The sequence below is a fragment of the Bradyrhizobium australiense genome (assembly GCF_013114825.1).
Classification (GTDB): Bacteria; Pseudomonadota; Alphaproteobacteria; order Rhizobiales; family Xanthobacteraceae; genus Bradyrhizobium; species Bradyrhizobium australiense.
In genome coordinates this window covers 44,170-58,342 of record NZ_JAAVLX010000001.1, presented here as the reverse complement: position 1 = coordinate 58,342, position 14,173 = coordinate 44,170, and the positions used below count along the sequence as shown (strand labels likewise).

Below are 14,173 nucleotides of genomic sequence, written 5' to 3'. Positions count from 1 at the left end.
GGACAACTAGTTGGGGCCGTTCCGATTGATGGAGCCGCCACCATTGTCATCTTCGGACGATCCACGCCAACTTGTCATCCCGCTTCAGCGGTCGTGGCGCGGCGGCCGGATTTATCGTAGAACGTGCAGGTCGAAAGGTCTGCAGGTCATGGTGCAAGAGCGGCCGCCCCGGATCGAGCGTAGATTGTCGGCGATATTGGCCGCCGACGTGGCGGGCTATTCGCGGCTCATGCACCATGACGAAGAGGCTACGCACGCCAAGCTGAGGGCGCTCCTAATGGAGGCTGTCTACCCCGCAATCGCAGAGCACGGTGGCCGGATCGTGAAGAACACAGGTGATGGGTTCTTGGCGGAGTTTGCGAGCGCGGTAGAGGCGGTTCGAGCTGTGATGCAGTTCCAGACCCGCACTCACGAACTTACGATCGATGAGGCGGAAGACAATCGCATTGCCTTCCGGGTGGGCATCAATATAGGCGACGTAATTGTCGAGCCGCATGACATCTTTGGGGACGGTGTAAACATTGCGGCGCGGCTTGAAGGCATCGCAGAGCCAGGTGGTATCTGCATCTCGTCTTCCGCGTATGATCACGTCCGAGGCAAAGCCGGCATTGAGTTCGCTGATCTGGGCGAGCAGAACCTCAAAAACATCACCCTTCCGGTCCGGACCTATGCACTGGTCCGGGATGGGCCAAGCTCGGCGACAGAGGTTGAGTGCGCAAGGCAGGGCCCGCTTTCGCCGCCTCGTCTTTCCATCGTTGTGCTGCCTTTCGCCAATCTCAGTGGTGACCCCAAGCAGGACTACTTTGTCGATGGCGTGACTGAGAGTCTAACCACGGACCTTTCGCGCATCGGTGGCACGTTCGTCATCGCCCGCAACACCGCCTTCTCATATAAGGGGAGGTCAGTAGACGTTCGGCAGGTCGGGCGGGAGTTGAATATTCGTTACGTGCTCGAAGGGTCGGTGCAACGTAGCGGCAACCGGCTTGACGCTCGACCCCACGTTTACGATCCGCCGCATGCGGCGGCTAAGCGACCATCCAACCTTCCGAGCTGGAGGCAAACGTATTCGGGATGCTATGTGCACGGCCGGCGTGCCGGAAGGGTGATGTCGCTTAGGGGTCACAAGCGGCGGTGGAGGCGAGCATGGACCGGCTTCCGGTTTGCCTCTACCAGCCGACAAGACAACCGCTTAAGCGCTGTTCTGCTTGGGGGCCAAAAGCGGCTGTCACCTACGTAAGAGATCGAACGCCTCGTCTACGCATACCTCCAAACTGCGATGTGCTGTATCGACAATGAGGCGATCCCGATTCCACTTGTCGTAGGCGCGGACGGCAACTGCATCCCAGTCAGGCAAAGCCAGTCCCATGATATCGGTTGATCTTGTCTCAATTCTCCGACGGTGCTCGACAAGATCGCTACAGATCACTTCGAGCCATTTAATTTCGGCTCCGGTACGTTGCGCAGCCGTTTCCCAACCTTCGCGTGCCTCCTGGCAATCGTTTACACAGTCCGCTATTACGTCGAAACCGAGGGCTAAGTTGTCGGCAGCGATCGCTTGGGCTGCTCGATAACTCCAGTCGAAGAGATCGCTCGGCGCCGTACCCGATGCCCAGATTGCCTGATCCATCGAGTCGATCCGTAGCCAGACGGCGCCGGAACGCCGCGCCAGATGCCGCGCGATGCTTGACTTGCCGACCCCGGGCAAGCCAGCCAGTGCGATGAGTTCTGCCATTGCACCCCCTACTTCTCTCAATTAGGCAGGGCCCAAATTAGCTCCCTTTCATCCTTATTCCCATGTGAACCGCCAAGTCCGCGACGGGTCAAAAGCGGCAGTGGGACGAGGCGAGGAACGGTGTCCGGTCTGCAGCGGCTAGGCGACATGCCGACGGCCGAGCCTTGTTCGGCTTAGGGCCAATAACGACTTTGACGGTCGTAATCCAAATATCATTCTCGGCGGTACGACGGCCGCCTTCATGGCCCGTGTTAAGAACGCCGCGTGGCCCGATTAGCAACAGCTGGACCTCCTGTTCGGCGTACGGTTGGAAGCGGACATTGCATCGTCTCAATCGATAACTTCGTCGGCGCGCGTACACCCGGCGACATCCTCCGCCAGCACCGCCGCCAGTCGCCGTTCCACGCCCTAGCCTGTCAAATGAGCCCTCCGAAGTCCGAATTCAGCTTATTGATCAAAAGGCATGTCAGGCAGCCGTCGGGCGAGGGCCTAATATTTGAGGTGGGTCGAAGGCGGGATCGGCCGGCGGTTAACCTTGTTAGCAAACGCCCTATACGTGGGTCCGGTTGTTACGGAAGCCGCCGCCGAGTTGCCTCATTAAATCGGAGAATTTGCACCGGCACTAATTAGTCGGAGGAGCATCATGCTGAGAATGGTGTTGTTGGGCCTCCTCATCCCACTGGGTGTAGGAGTGCTGGCGGCAATGGAACTCAGAACTCCACCACGTAGTGCAGTAGCGGTCGTCCAGCCCTTTGCCGAGACACCTGTAGGCATTTCCGATTCACCTGGTGCGTTGGCGAAGGCGGATCGACTTGAAATTGCCGCTGCGAGCAGCGAGACGCCAGCGCAGCCTGCTCTGGTCGATGAACGCATTTCGCCGCCGAAAGCCATCAGTATCGGCTCTTTAGAGTCCCCGAGGGTGATCAACCGCCATCGGCACAATCCCAAATCAAAGAAAGTCACTACCGCTGCCCTTCCTAAGTCGAAGCCAAAGACAACCGATTTCAAGCGAACTACCATTTCCGAGCGTTCAAAGGCCGGCACCGACACCGAGTTCTGTCGGCTAAGCGCGTTTGGTGGCTTGCGTAAGGCTTTGAATTCAGTCGACTGCGAAATCTGATTCGGCGAGCTATAATTGACTTGGAACGGCTTCGATCGCTCTAACCCAGTGTTATCTCCAGAACTGGTGAGCAACCTCTGCCTCAGGCCTAATTCCGCCCGGCGCGGCCGATGTCCGCGTTGGGCTGCGTGGAACCGGACAGCTCGGAAGCGGCCGTGGTCGACAATCGTTGCGGGCTGCCGATGTTTTCGCGTCGGATCGTCGATTAGCCTGCCAAGGTGGTTATAGGTACGTGCTGTCGTGCATTTGGACGCACTTTCCGGCAGGTGGCACTGGTGGGTGCAATCGCAGGAGGTTTCGGTCCTGTGCTAGAAACTTGATTGGTCACCCTGATGGACCCACTCCGGAGCGATCCTCTCGTAACCGGAAGTGGCTCGGTCCCTAGCCGTTATCAATCAGCTGCGGTGACGGTGTAGTCACTGAAGTACATGTGGCTGTCGGCCTTTGACCACAGGCCGATGCGGCCCGACACCGGCTGTGCCAGCGTGTCTTCAAGATAGCGCTTGCCGTCGAGATAGCCCTCGACCTTGGTGCCGTTAATGCGCACCTTGAGTTCGTGCCACTGCCGCGTTGCGGTCGGCGTATTGCGCACCCATTTGACGGAGGAGCGCTTGCCCTTTTCGACCTTCCACAGAACGAGGTTGTTTTCGAGACAGTTGGCTCGGATGGTCAGGTAGTCGCCATTCGGTTTGAGATTGAACAGGATTCCGGCGCCCTGATCGATGCGGCCCGACAGCCCCTCAAACCGCACGGTGATCTCGCCGCCCGTGAAATTCTCGACGGTGGGCACGACTGCGTAAGGGAAGTAGGCGTAAGCCTGAACACGATCGAGAAACTCAGCGTAGCGTTCGCCGTAGAGTGCGCGCGCCTTATCGGCGATACCCGCCGATGATTGCCCTTCCTTCCACTGCCGCCCGTCAACGACGAGCACCTTCTTTCCGGCATCGCTCTCGATCCGCCAGACGCCCACAACCGGTACGAAGGATTTCGGCTCCGCACCCACCGTCTCGTCCGAAAAATCGATCTTTGTGGGTTGAGCGGCAAGAACTGGTAAAGCCAATGCCGCAAGAGCAATAACCGAGATGACTGCCCTCATATTGCTGCTGTTCATGATGGACCTCCTTCGGGCATGAGAGAGCGATCGAATCGACGTGGGTGGCGGCTCCACCACCAGAAAATCGCGATGAAGACCGGCAGCGCGCCAAAGAACCAGAGAAGCGTGACGTCAGCGCTGACTACCAGCGGATAGCCGGGGTATTCGCCCCCAGACATTGGCGAAGGCTGCGAAACGCCTGCGAGGCTATAAATCAGCGGCAGTATCTCGCGCGGGCTGGTCGAGCGGCTGACTTCGGATCGGCCACCATAGACATACTGGACTTCACCGTAGGACTCCTCGCCCGAGCCGGTCGCAGGATACTGTCGGCTGCCCACGAGACTTACGGAAACCTTCGGCGCCGCCCGTTCGAGCTTCGATAGCACATTGCGCTGCAGATCCGCATAGCGTGGGTCCTCCGCGGCTAGGTGCACTCTGATAACCAGGGGAAGCCCCAGCGTTGCGAGCAGTTGCTGGTCGGCGGCGGCAAAAGAATTCCGCCGGTCTTCCGTAACATCGACGGACCACCCCGCCTGAGTGGCCGCGCCGAGAATTGCGGCGATGGCCAGAATGCACGGTGCAGAGCGACGCAGTTTCTGATGCGGTGGAATGCCCGGCGGCAACCAAACGCTGGCAAGTGCAACGCACCCACCGATCACGCCAGCGATGCCCAGCACCAGTCCAACGGACAAGAGCCCTTGCTCGAAGGGGCGCAGGGTTTGGGTAAACGACAACTGGGCTATCCATGCCAACAGGCCCGGATGGCCGGCGACCGTGAAATCCAAAACCCACGATCCGATCGTGACCGCAAGCGCAATGATAGCGGCAGTTGCTGCGCTTTCGGCTATCGAGGCCGCGAATAGCGCAAGCGCACCGATCAGGGTCCCGTAAAGCAGATGGCCGAAAAGGAGGTTTGACGTTTCGGCGAGCGCGAGGTGTCCGCCCAGGGTACGCCACACGGCCAGTGCGGAGAGCGCCGGGATGCTCGCGAGAAGCCAGGCGAGAACCACCGCAATGAGCTTCATCACGACGAGCGTGGGAGTGCGATACGGCAGTTGCACCAGCAGGCGCAGTGCTCCCGATTCCTTCTCGTGGCCCAACACGCGGATGGCCACAAAGGGAAACAGTAGCGTGACAGCAACGTAGAATGAACCAAGTGTGGGCACCAAAATGCCGTCAAGCGGCGACAGGCTGTTCGCAAGGACAGGCGATTGCAGTGCCGCCGAACTTGACTCGCTATAGAGCGACACCGCCTGGAAGAAGCTGTAGCCGATCAGCGGACATAACAGCAGCAACATCGTCCAGAGCGAGCGGCCGCTGACGATCTCGCGGATTTCCTTTGCGAGTAGCGGTCGCAGGGGCGCAGCCTGTGCATCATATGGCTTAGGTGAGCGCAAGGAAGATATCCTCCAGAGATCCGTTCGGCAGTGAGGTTTCTGCCCGCAGTTCGTCCAGGGTACCCAGGCCGCGAATTTGGCCGTCTGCGAGCAGAACGAAGCGGTCACAAACCCGCTCAGCGTCCGCCAATTGGTGAATGGCCAGAACAAACGTCCGCCCGCGTTGAGCGTGATGGCGTAGCACGCCGATGATGTCGCGGGTCTGCCTGAGATCGAAACCGTCGAACGGCTCGTCCATCAGGACCAGTTCGTGCGGCGTCAACAGTCCGAGCGCGAGCAAGAGGCGGCGATTGTACCCTTTCGATAAAGTATGAACACGCTTATGAAGAACCGGTTTCAACCCGACAGAGGTCAAGGTTTCATCGATTTCAGCTGCGGAGCGTCGATAAACGCTCGCAAAAAAGGAGATCACTTCAGCGGTCAACTGGTCCTGATATGGACGCACCCCATCCGGCAAATAAAACAGCAGGCCGCGGCGCCGCGAGGCCAGCAACCGCTCGCCACGCCAGAGAAGCTCTCCAGAATCAGCAGCAAGCAGACCTACGGCCGTTTCCATCAGCGTGGTCTTGCCGGCGCCATTCGGCCCAATAACGCCGAGAACTTCGTTCGGAAGAACAGAGAATGTCACCCGATCAATGGCACGCTCCTGCCCGTAGCGCTTCGTCAGAGCATTGATGCACAACAGCGGAACAGAACTCTTTTCAGCGAACTCTATGGGGGACATGGGCCGCCAACCTCAAAGCCGCGCGAGATAGTGAGCCAGCGCCGAAATTTCCTGCTCAGTTAAGGGGTAAGCAATCTCGGCCATTGCAGCCACACCACCTCCCGATCGCGCGCCGGATTTGTAATCGTGCAGCGCCTTGGCGATGTACTCCTCGCGTTGTCCGGCAATTCGAGCCGTAGCCTTGTTGCCGGCGAAATCGTCGCCGTGGCAGGAAGCGCACCGGCTGGCCGCTACGGCGTTCTTTCCTGCTTCCGTCAGTTGAGGCTGGTTATCAGGCGCTCTATCCTGCGAATGATCGGAAGGCTTAAGCGAGGCGAAATAGGCGCCGAGATCGCGAATGTCCTCATTACTGAGCTGTTCTGCGATCGGGCTCATGACCTCGTTCTTGCGAGCACCGCTGCGAAAGAACACCAATTGCCACTGGATGAACGCATCCGATTGCCCGGCCAGCGAAGGCGTGCTCTCGATTTCCGAGACACCGTTCTCGCCGTGGCAGCCGACGCAGCCTTCGGCCTTCACCTTTCCCGCGCCTGCGTCCGCGGCAGCCGCGCTGACGTTCGCAAATGCCCACGCAGCGAGAGCAATCGCCGCCGGAAAGCACCGACGAACATTGTTCCGGAGCCTGACAGGCCTCTGTTGTTGATTGGTCGCGAAGATCACTCGTCTCCTCCATCGCTATCCTGCCCTCCCCTCCTGCCCCGCAGGTCCTGGTTGCTTGCGTAAGTGAGCGGTGAAATCTCAATTTGATTGAAGCGAGTGACGTCGTATCGTTCGGCCCACACTCCGAACTGTCCAATTGCAGGCTTGCTGTAATCGAAGCCCGTCAACACCCATTGGCCATCCAACGAAACCTTGAAACTGTTGCCATTGACGATCACTTCCAAGCTTTGCCAATGATTCGGCGTAACATCCGCGTCGACATCGGCAATCTCTTCAGACGTTCCGTCGACGACATGGAGCAACGATAGGCGCTGCTCAAATGCGCTGACACGCACAAGGTAGTAGTCATTCGGACTGGTCAGCCGAACTGCAATGCCGGCGCTCGGCTTCGACCCATCAATCAGCTTGAACTGCACGCTGATCTTGGCATTCACCGCCCATAGCGGCCTATAGATCGCCAGAAGCGTCCGCGCCGCGCGATCGGCGCCGGACTGCTGGATCGAGACGCTGCTGTCCGTGGTGGCCTGACGTATGGTGGCCCAATGATTGGGATCGGGCTCGCCTTCGCGCCAGAATTCAAAACCTTGCGGTGCGCTACCGACCGGCTTGCGCGACAGATCGAGGGTTTGGGACACTGAAATCGGTGAAGCGAACAGGCCAATAGTCACCGTCAGCGCAGCCGCAGTCCAGTGACGATGCCCTACATGTGGAGCGCGCCAATCACGTCGAATCCATCCTGCAAGGCGAAAGCTAACGGCGGGCATGCTGCGTCCTTCACATAAAACCGGACGCGATTCTTGGGCATGTCGCCTAACGGGGAGATCGCTTCCCCATGCCTGCACGTATCGCTAGGTGACATCAGCCTGTCAATTGGAACCTGCGCAGCAAGGTGGAGCAGGTGATCATACTTCTGTGAAACGGATTTCGTTCAGCGGAGAGCCTAGCACCCTTGCCGAGCTAAGCGGGCGACGTCGGAATCGATGTGGCTGGGCTGTCGTTCTATGCTGGTGTCACCCAGATGCTGCCCCTGGCTCCCATTCAGATGGGGCCTTCTTCGCTGCCCACCATTGCATTTTTCCACCTAGGCTTCGCGGACACTACGCTTGCACAGATCAGTCGTGGCATTCCGCAATGCTTGCGTTGGAAAGGAAGGACCACTAACATTCGTCGTACGGGGGCAAGCAGTCTCCCGGTTAGACGGCATTCCGCCCAAGTACTGTGCGGCGCTCGATTTCTCGAGAAGGTTGCGCGTGGAAGAATGGGCTCTCTCTGCATCTCCTCACCGAGCTTTTGCACGCCGGGGCGCGGTCCCTCGCGTAGCGATGCGCGTCATTTGGCAAAATGCGCTTCGCTGCCAAAACGTGCTCTGTCGCGGCGTATTCCAATCATCGCGCGAAATTCGAGCCGACCGTCCGCTCCTAACGTATTGCAGCCATGTACGCGAAATCAGAAGGACGGCTTTCCTGGTTCGTGACGCGGGATGCGTCGGGCCCAAACTGCCTCTCGACGCCCTTTAGGCCTGGAAGTCACATCCAAGCGGAAAAGCCAGAACTGCGCGGGAGCGCCAGGACCAAGAGAACCGCAGGTCACAATATCTACAGCAGAAAACATCCCGCCGTGGTTCGCATCGGCAAACGTGCGCTGAACAACAACGCCCTGCGCCTGCTCGTTGCCGCGGCATTCATCGGCATCTTCTTGGCCCTCCCGTTTCCGCTGATTGTTCTCGGTGCGGCACTGCTTGCTTCATCGCTGCTGCTAGTGGCGCCGAGGTCTTCAAGAGCAACGGCGGCTACGGTTCATCCGGAGGCAAGCACAGCGACGAACCGAGTCTTCTCGGCGATGAACTCCCCGAGCACGCTCGTCCCACGCTTGCACGAGCATTGTCAGTTTTGGCCGTTTGGCTTGCCCTTTGGCTGATTCCGGTCATTGCCATTCTTGCCACGCTTAGTACGGGCAATGTCTTCAGCGACATCGCCGTCTTCTTCAGCAAGATGGCAGTGGTCACGTTCGAAGGGGCTTATGCCATTCTCGCCTATGCAGGGTGCGGTCGAGCATTACCATTGGCTGCAACCAGGCGAAATGCTAGATGGCCTCGGCAGGGCGGAGACGACAGCGGGCCCGCTCATCATGGTATTGCAGTTCGTTGGGTTCATGCTGCCTACCAAGATCCTGGTACATTGTCTCCTCTCGTGGCGGGGACGTTGGGGGATTGCTGGCGACCTGGGTCACCTTCACGCCCTGCTTCCTGTGGATTTTCCTCGGTGCACCATCTGTCGAGGTGTTGCATGGCAACAAGGCGCTAAACGGTGCATTGTCCGCGATTAGTGCGGCGGTAGTCGGCGTCGTGCTCAATCTCGCCATTCGCGATTCACACCTTATTTCGCGAGACGATCCCAGTCCGCGGGCTTCTCTTCAGCTTTGATGCCCGAAGCTTTCGAGCGTGGATCCGTGGACGATGGTGCCGTCCGTTGCCGCGGCCGTCGCAATCTTCCGTTTCAGGGTCGGCCATGTTTCCGACACTCGCGGGTTGCTGCGCGGCGTGTATCGTTTTGTACTTCGTGGGAGTCCTCTGATGATCTTGCATTCGCCGAAAACTGGACCGCAACAATGCGAGAGAAGGCTTCCAAATCAGTCACCCTTCTCTCTCATTGGCCGCAATGTGCAGCCGCGCTTCTTCAGCTGGCGCAGATCGCTCGCCCCCTCCGCGAGCAGCCAATCGCGGAACGTCGCGATCTTCGGCAGTGTCGCAGTCGCCTTCGGACAAACGATCCAGTAGGTCCTGGAAAGGCGCAGCGATTCTTCGAACGGCTGCACCAGCCGTCCGTTGATAATGTCCCAGGCCGCCAGCGTCGTGCGGGCGAGCGCGACACCCTGGCCGTTGATCGCTGCGTCGATCACCATACTTGCGCGGTTCAGCACGGGGCCGTGCGTAACGTCGGCGCTGTCAAGACCTAGGGCCTGCAGCCAATTTGTCCAATCGGCCCGGCTATCCAGGTGGAGCAATGGAAAATTGAGGATGTCAGCGGGTTTGCTGAGGCGCCGTCGGCCAGACAATAGCTTCGGACTGCACACGACAAAGAGCTGCTCTGCACACAAACGGACGGTGTCGAGCCCAGGCCAGTTGCCGTCGCCGTGACGTACGGCCATGTCGACCTCCTCCCGTGCGAAGTCGACGTGATGCAGCGTCGCAGAAACCCGCAAATCGATGCCCGGATGCGCCTCGGCAAAGTGGCCAAGCCGATGCACCAGCCACTTCGCGGCGAAATCCGGCGAAGTGCTGACGGTCAGGACGCCGGCATTCTGACGCTGCAGAAGCCGCTCGGTGCCGAGGGCGATGCGGTCGAACGCATCGCGCACAATATTGAGGTAGTCCTTGCCCGCTTCCGTGATGATGAGGCGCTGGCGTTCGCGGTTGAAGAGCTTGATGGCAAGTTCGGCTTCGAGGGCCTTCACCTGATGGCTCACCGCGCCTTGGGTAACGCACAGCTCTTCGGCAGCGCGTGTAAAACTCTCATGGCGCGCTGCGGCCTCGAAGGCTTTCAGGGCATTCAATGGCGGCAGACGTGGGCGCATCTTAGGAGATCATGAGAAAAACTAGGCCAAGCAAGAGAAACGATGCTTTGCGGGCAACCGCCCGCTGACATTATTGGAAAGCTCCAATGCAGCATTTCATGAGATTTGGAGCTTGTCGATGTCAACCTTGATCACCGATCCCTTCTCGTTTCAGTTCATTCCGGCGGACGACCCTCCCACCCGACTTCATCAATCAAATTCCGGAGCGGGCCGGGCTGTTGGATGGCGCCGATGGTCTGGCTCTGCGGCCCGGCGCAGGCTGCGCGGGGCGCTCCGCGAGCTTGCCGAGGACAAACATCTGCTTGCCGACATCGGCCTGACCCGCGAGCAGGCCCTGGAGGAAGCCGCCAAACCATTCTGGCGATAGCAGCGGCACCGAGGAGGAAACAATGGGAGATCCAATTGTCTACGGCTTCCCGCGAAGCACTTATGTCAACATTGTTCGCCTGATCTTGACGCACAAGGACGTGGCCTACAGCTTTCACGACCTCGAACCTGTGATGGGTCAGCGCGAACACTTGATGCTGCATCCATTCAACCGCGTTCCGATTCTCAAGCACGACGACTTGACGGTCTACGAGACCAGCGCGATAGCCTCCTATGTGGATGAAGCATTTGGCGGACCGCGGTTGACACCGCAGGATGCTCGCGAGCGGGCGCGCATGAACCAGTGGATCAGCGCGGTCAATTCCTACTATTACCCCTACATGATCTACCACGTGACCCACGAAAGGCTGGTTTTTCCCGAACTCGGGATCGCCTCCGACGAAAAGGTTGTGGCGCATGCGCTGCCAAATGTCGAAACGGCCCTTGCGGTCGTGGAGCGCACCCTTGGGCATGGCCACGACTATCTGCTCGGTCCAGAACTCACAATCGCCGACTTTTTTCTTTTGCCGAGCACGTTTGCCTTCAGCTTGACCGAAGAAGGCAGGGCCATCTACCCGAAGTATCCCGCTTTTTGCCAATGGCGGGAGCGCATGGAAAGCTTGCCGGCCACGCGAAAGCTGCGCGAGATTCTGCCGCCACGCGAGCCCATTCCGCATGCCCGCGAATGGGCGAACTCACACCGCCCAAAATACTGACCATGCAGATCCGGCCTTGCCGGAACTCCTTGCAAGGCCTAATCTGACACTACGGGGAAACACAGACTCCCCGCCAGACGGCCAACCCGTCCAAGCACTGTGCAACTCTCGAATTTCGAGGAGATTGCACATGGACGGAATTCCATTCGATCCACCAGGCGGATTGCCCGCGCTTGGCTGCATAGCGACGTGAGGTCGCCATGCCGCTGAAGAGCCTTGGTATTATCAAAATTCCTAACGCTGCGGACAGCGCCTTCGATCACGCCGCATTTGATCCCAGGACCCGGCGCGTTTTCGTTGCGCATACAGCGCGCAGCACGGTCGAAGTTATCGATCACGACGCGGGTAAGCACGTGGCAACGCTCCCGGGATTTTCGGGCGTAGCTGGCGCGGTCGCCGACGAAGGTGAAATCCTCGTCACCAACCGCGGCTCCGCAAACTTGGCCTGGGTGGACGCTGCTACTTTCGAGACCAAGGCCGTGCTCAAAACCGGTGCGCGGCCGAACGGTGCTGCGATCGTCAAACGCCGTTCGCTTGGGATCGTGGCGTGCATCGGCGATGAGCGCGAAACTCCCAGCTTGCACGCATTCGGGCTGAGCGATCACAAGCAGGTGTCGATCGATTTGCCGGGCCGGCCGCGATGGTGCGTGACCGATGCGGAAGCGAAGCGGATATTCCTCTGCATCCGTGAGCCGTCGATGGTGCTGGTTGCCGGCCTGCCCGACTTGAGCCAGATCGCGGAATGGAGGCTTCCATCCGGCGGAGCTCACGGTCTTGACATCGACCATTCGCGTGGTCGCCTCTACGCCGCCTGCGACGACGGTGCACTGGTCGAGCTCGACAGCACCTCCGGCGAGGTCGCCAATGTCTGGTCGATCGCCGGCGCGCCGGATGTGACTTTCTTCAATCCCGCCACCGGCCGCGTTCACGTGGCGATCGGCGAGCCTGGACTGGTCGAAACTATCGATCCACGAACCGGCACTGCTATCCAGACGATAACAGGTGGCGGAGCACACACGACGGCGCTGGTTATACCGGATCAGCTCTACGTCATCTCACCCAAGCACGGCGGAATTCTCGTTCTGGCGGATGCCTGATCTGTCGAATGCAAACTAGAACAGGAGGACCAGATGAAGTGGATTACCCGAGAACACGTCAAAGTCGACCGCGTTGCCTGCCCTTGGCTGATCAAGAAATTTGTCGACAAGGATGCAGAATTCATCTTTGCGCCGGCCGACAAGGTGATGGCCGAGGCAAAGCGGCTGGATGCCATTCCTTACGACGTCAAGGACGTCGAGCTCGGCCACCACGGCAAGGAGTGTTCGTTCGAAGCGATCCTGAAGAAATACAAGCTGACGGGCGATCCCGCGCTTGTGCTGCTCGGCAGGATCGTGAACGGCGCCGATACCGACAATACGCTTTACCATCAGGCCGAAGGACCCGGGCTGCAGGCTTTGGCCGAAGGTTTCCGGCATCTCGGCTACAAAGACGATCATGCGCTAAACGCCGCTGAGTGGATCGTCTATGACGCGCTCTACGCCTACGCCCAGAAAATGGTACAGCGTGGCAAGCCGGCGGGGCAGTTTGCGGATTGATTCTGGCCTGTCGCGGACCGCACGCGAGCCGCCTGAAATGCCGAACGCACCCGATCATGCGTAAGCTGGCGCGTAATCGGGTTGAATCGCCAGGACGAGGTGACGCATGCGGCAGATGCTCAGCGAAAGACGTCACCTCACCTTGGCGAACCCAATTCTACTTCCGCTCCTTGACTTGGCCGCTGCTGTCGACGACGAGGGAAACGTCCTTACCGTCTTTCGTCGCCTTGACCGCGATACCTTCGGCCGTGGACTTGATGTCCCGGACTTGCGAATAGCCCGCGGCTTCAAGTTTGGCTATCAGCTCCTCCTGGGTCAGAGCATGGGCAGGCGAGACCATGCCAGCGATCGTCAGACACCAAAGGACTGCTTGAGAGACTGCTCGCGTCGACATGATTGTCCTCCTGTTTCAGCGGACCTCGCCGGAATTTACGTGAGTGACGTCGTGGCCCACTCCTCCGTTGCTACTGCCGGCTTACCCGAGCCCCCAAGCCGAATAGCCGATGCCGCGCATGATCTCAGGGTTCTCGTGCCAGCGCCGTTTCGCTTGGAGCGGCTTGCATGAAATAGCACCTTGAGGCGCAGTCTGTCTCGGGCCTGACCTATTCCGCAGGAAGGGAGCGGCATCATCTCCTGTCACAGTTTCGGACACAAGGTGATCGCGGTATCGTCATGAACACGGATTCGCTACTGGGTATGATGGCGGGCCTCTGGTCGGTGCTTATGTCGCGACCAAGTTCGCCATTCGGGGCTTCACCGCCTGCCTGCGGCAGGAGTTCGAGCAGGTGCCCGGCATCCACATCCGTCTGGTTCCGCCGTGGGCGGTGGACGCCATTTACAGCAAGCTCGGCAACGGATTCGCGCGGCAGGCGCGCTCGATCTCTCCGTGTAGCGGCCGAGCGCGTGGCGCCGACTATCGTGAGCCTCTCTGAGCGGCCACGCCGCGAGGTCATTGTTGTAGCGTCAGGTCACATGCTGAGCGTCGCGCTTAAGCTCGCACCCACGCTGGTCGAGCGCATCGTTGCGCGTGCCGCACCTGTGCTCCAATTCAAGCCGCACCGTACCGACGACCGCAACCTCTTCACTCCGACCAGACCGTACCGCGTGGCGGGTGGATGGAAAGGTTTCCGGAACTGTCCAGACGCAGGACACTCCGCCGAACCATCCCTCGCACCCGGACTCGGCGCAAGATCTCCG

14 protein-coding genes and 2 pseudogenes are annotated in these 14,173 nt (G+C 59.5%); 8 read left to right on the top strand and 8 right to left on the bottom strand.

Features of this window, described 5'->3' with window-relative positions; translation table 11 throughout:
- Positions 1-148 precede the first annotated feature (148 nt).
- Positions 149-1,009, top strand: a pseudogene (locus HCN58_RS00250) (adenylate/guanylate cyclase domain-containing protein); the annotation flags it as partial.
- 216 nt (positions 1,010-1,225) lie between these two features.
- On the opposite strand, the gene HCN58_RS00245 reads toward HCN58_RS00250, so the two are convergent.
- Entirely contained in the window at positions 1,226-1,732 is a 507-nt protein-coding gene (locus HCN58_RS00245; protein WP_171577393.1) for a P-loop nucleotide/nucleoside kinase family protein, read from the bottom strand.
- 643 nt (positions 1,733-2,375) lie between these two features.
- Between HCN58_RS00245 and HCN58_RS00240 the strand changes: the two genes are divergently transcribed.
- Entirely contained in the window at positions 2,376-2,852 is a 477-nt protein-coding gene (locus HCN58_RS00240; protein WP_171577392.1) for a hypothetical protein, read from the top strand.
- Positions 2,853-3,243: 391 nt separating this feature from the next.
- Here HCN58_RS00240 and HCN58_RS00235 read toward each other — a convergent pair whose 3' ends face one another.
- The 5 genes from HCN58_RS00235 to HCN58_RS00215 form a co-directional block, all read right to left on the bottom strand.
- The gene (locus HCN58_RS00235) at positions 3,244-3,963 is read right to left on the bottom strand and encodes a LamG domain-containing protein (protein ID WP_235983280.1); all 720 of its coding nucleotides are present in this window, start codon (positions 3,961-3,963) and stop codon (positions 3,244-3,246) included.
- Complete coding sequence (locus HCN58_RS00230; RefSeq protein ID WP_171577391.1) at positions 3,960-5,342, bottom strand: ABC transporter permease subunit; 1,383 nt, start codon at positions 5,340-5,342, stop codon at positions 3,960-3,962. The genes HCN58_RS00235 and HCN58_RS00230 overlap by 4 nt, the downstream gene beginning before the upstream one ends.
- A complete protein-coding gene (locus HCN58_RS00225; protein WP_171577390.1) occupies positions 5,329-6,066 on the bottom strand; it encodes an ABC transporter ATP-binding protein in 738 nt (245 codons plus the stop codon). Before HCN58_RS00225 ends, HCN58_RS00230 begins: the two co-directional genes overlap by 14 nt.
- A 12-nt stretch (positions 6,067-6,078) precedes the next feature.
- Complete coding sequence (locus HCN58_RS00220) at positions 6,079-6,651, bottom strand: c-type cytochrome (RefSeq protein WP_171577962.1); 573 nt, start codon at positions 6,649-6,651, stop codon at positions 6,079-6,081.
- 71 nt (positions 6,652-6,722) lie between these two features.
- Positions 6,723-7,490 (bottom strand): LamG domain-containing protein, encoded by a 768-nt coding sequence (locus tag HCN58_RS00215; RefSeq protein ID WP_171577389.1) that lies wholly within the window; start codon positions 7,488-7,490, stop codon positions 6,723-6,725.
- Between the two features lie 670 nt (positions 7,491-8,160).
- On the opposite strand from HCN58_RS00215, the gene HCN58_RS37315 reads away from it, so the two are divergent.
- On the top strand, positions 8,161-8,643 hold the full coding sequence (locus HCN58_RS37315; protein ID WP_376701128.1) for a hypothetical protein: 483 nt from the start codon (positions 8,161-8,163) through the stop codon (positions 8,641-8,643).
- 39 nt (positions 8,644-8,682) lie between these two features.
- Positions 8,683-9,148: pseudogene (locus tag HCN58_RS37310) on the top strand (chromate transporter).
- A 206-nt stretch (positions 9,149-9,354) separates the two neighbouring features.
- Here HCN58_RS37310 and HCN58_RS00205 read toward each other — a convergent pair.
- A complete protein-coding gene (locus tag HCN58_RS00205; protein WP_171577388.1) occupies positions 9,355-10,299 on the bottom strand; it encodes a transcriptional regulator GcvA in 945 nt (314 codons plus the stop codon).
- Between the two features lie 118 nt (positions 10,300-10,417).
- Here HCN58_RS00205 and HCN58_RS00200 point away from each other — a divergent pair, with 118 nt between their 5' ends.
- The 4 genes from HCN58_RS00200 to HCN58_RS00185 all read left to right on the top strand — a co-directional run bounded on the left by HCN58_RS00200 (position 10,418) and on the right by HCN58_RS00185 (position 12,976).
- Complete coding sequence (locus tag HCN58_RS00200) at positions 10,418-10,666, top strand: DUF1127 domain-containing protein (protein WP_171577354.1); 249 nt, start codon at positions 10,418-10,420, stop codon at positions 10,664-10,666.
- 22 nt (positions 10,667-10,688) lie between these two features.
- Entirely contained in the window at positions 10,689-11,381 is a 693-nt protein-coding gene (locus HCN58_RS00195) for a glutathione S-transferase family protein (protein ID WP_171577387.1), read from the top strand.
- 353 nt (positions 11,382-11,734) lie between these two features.
- Positions 11,735-12,478: a YncE family protein gene (locus tag HCN58_RS00190; RefSeq protein WP_171577386.1), complete on the top strand. Its 744-nt coding sequence runs from the start codon at positions 11,735-11,737 to the stop codon at positions 12,476-12,478.
- Positions 12,479-12,511: 33 nt separating this feature from the next.
- Entirely contained in the window at positions 12,512-12,976 is a 465-nt protein-coding gene (locus HCN58_RS00185) for a chromate resistance protein ChrB domain-containing protein (protein WP_171577385.1), read from the top strand.
- 157 nt (positions 12,977-13,133) lie between these two features.
- Here the strand turns inward: HCN58_RS00185 and HCN58_RS00180 are convergent, their stop codons facing one another.
- On the bottom strand, positions 13,134-13,370 hold the full coding sequence (locus HCN58_RS00180) for a PepSY domain-containing protein (RefSeq protein ID WP_171577384.1): 237 nt from the start codon (positions 13,368-13,370) through the stop codon (positions 13,134-13,136).
- Positions 13,371-14,173 lie beyond the last annotated feature (803 nt).

Coding starts and splice junctions, on each gene's coding strand:
- HCN58_RS00215 (WP_171577389.1), bottom strand. CDS start 7,490: ATGCCCGCCGTTAGCTTTCGCCTTGCAGGATGGATTCGACGTGATTGG.
- HCN58_RS00245 (WP_171577393.1), bottom strand. CDS start 1,732: ATGGCAGAACTCATCGCACTGGCTGGCTTGCCCGGGGTCGGCAAGTCA.
- HCN58_RS37315 (WP_376701128.1), top strand. CDS start 8,161: ATGTACGCGAAATCAGAAGGACGGCTTTCCTGGTTCGTGACGCGGGAT.
- HCN58_RS00240 (WP_171577392.1), top strand. CDS start 2,376: ATGCTGAGAATGGTGTTGTTGGGCCTCCTCATCCCACTGGGTGTAGGA.
- HCN58_RS00195 (WP_171577387.1), top strand. CDS start 10,689: ATGGGAGATCCAATTGTCTACGGCTTCCCGCGAAGCACTTATGTCAAC.
- HCN58_RS00185 (WP_171577385.1), top strand. CDS start 12,512: ATGAAGTGGATTACCCGAGAACACGTCAAAGTCGACCGCGTTGCCTGC.
- HCN58_RS00205 (WP_171577388.1), bottom strand. CDS start 10,299: ATGCGCCCACGTCTGCCGCCATTGAATGCCCTGAAAGCCTTCGAGGCC.
- HCN58_RS00235 (WP_235983280.1), bottom strand. CDS start 3,963: ATGAACAGCAGCAATATGAGGGCAGTCATCTCGGTTATTGCTCTTGCG.
- HCN58_RS00225 (WP_171577390.1), bottom strand. CDS start 6,066: ATGTCCCCCATAGAGTTCGCTGAAAAGAGTTCTGTTCCGCTGTTGTGC.
- HCN58_RS00180 (WP_171577384.1), bottom strand. CDS start 13,370: ATGTCGACGCGAGCAGTCTCTCAAGCAGTCCTTTGGTGTCTGACGATC.
- HCN58_RS00200 (WP_171577354.1), top strand. CDS start 10,418: ATGTCAACCTTGATCACCGATCCCTTCTCGTTTCAGTTCATTCCGGCG.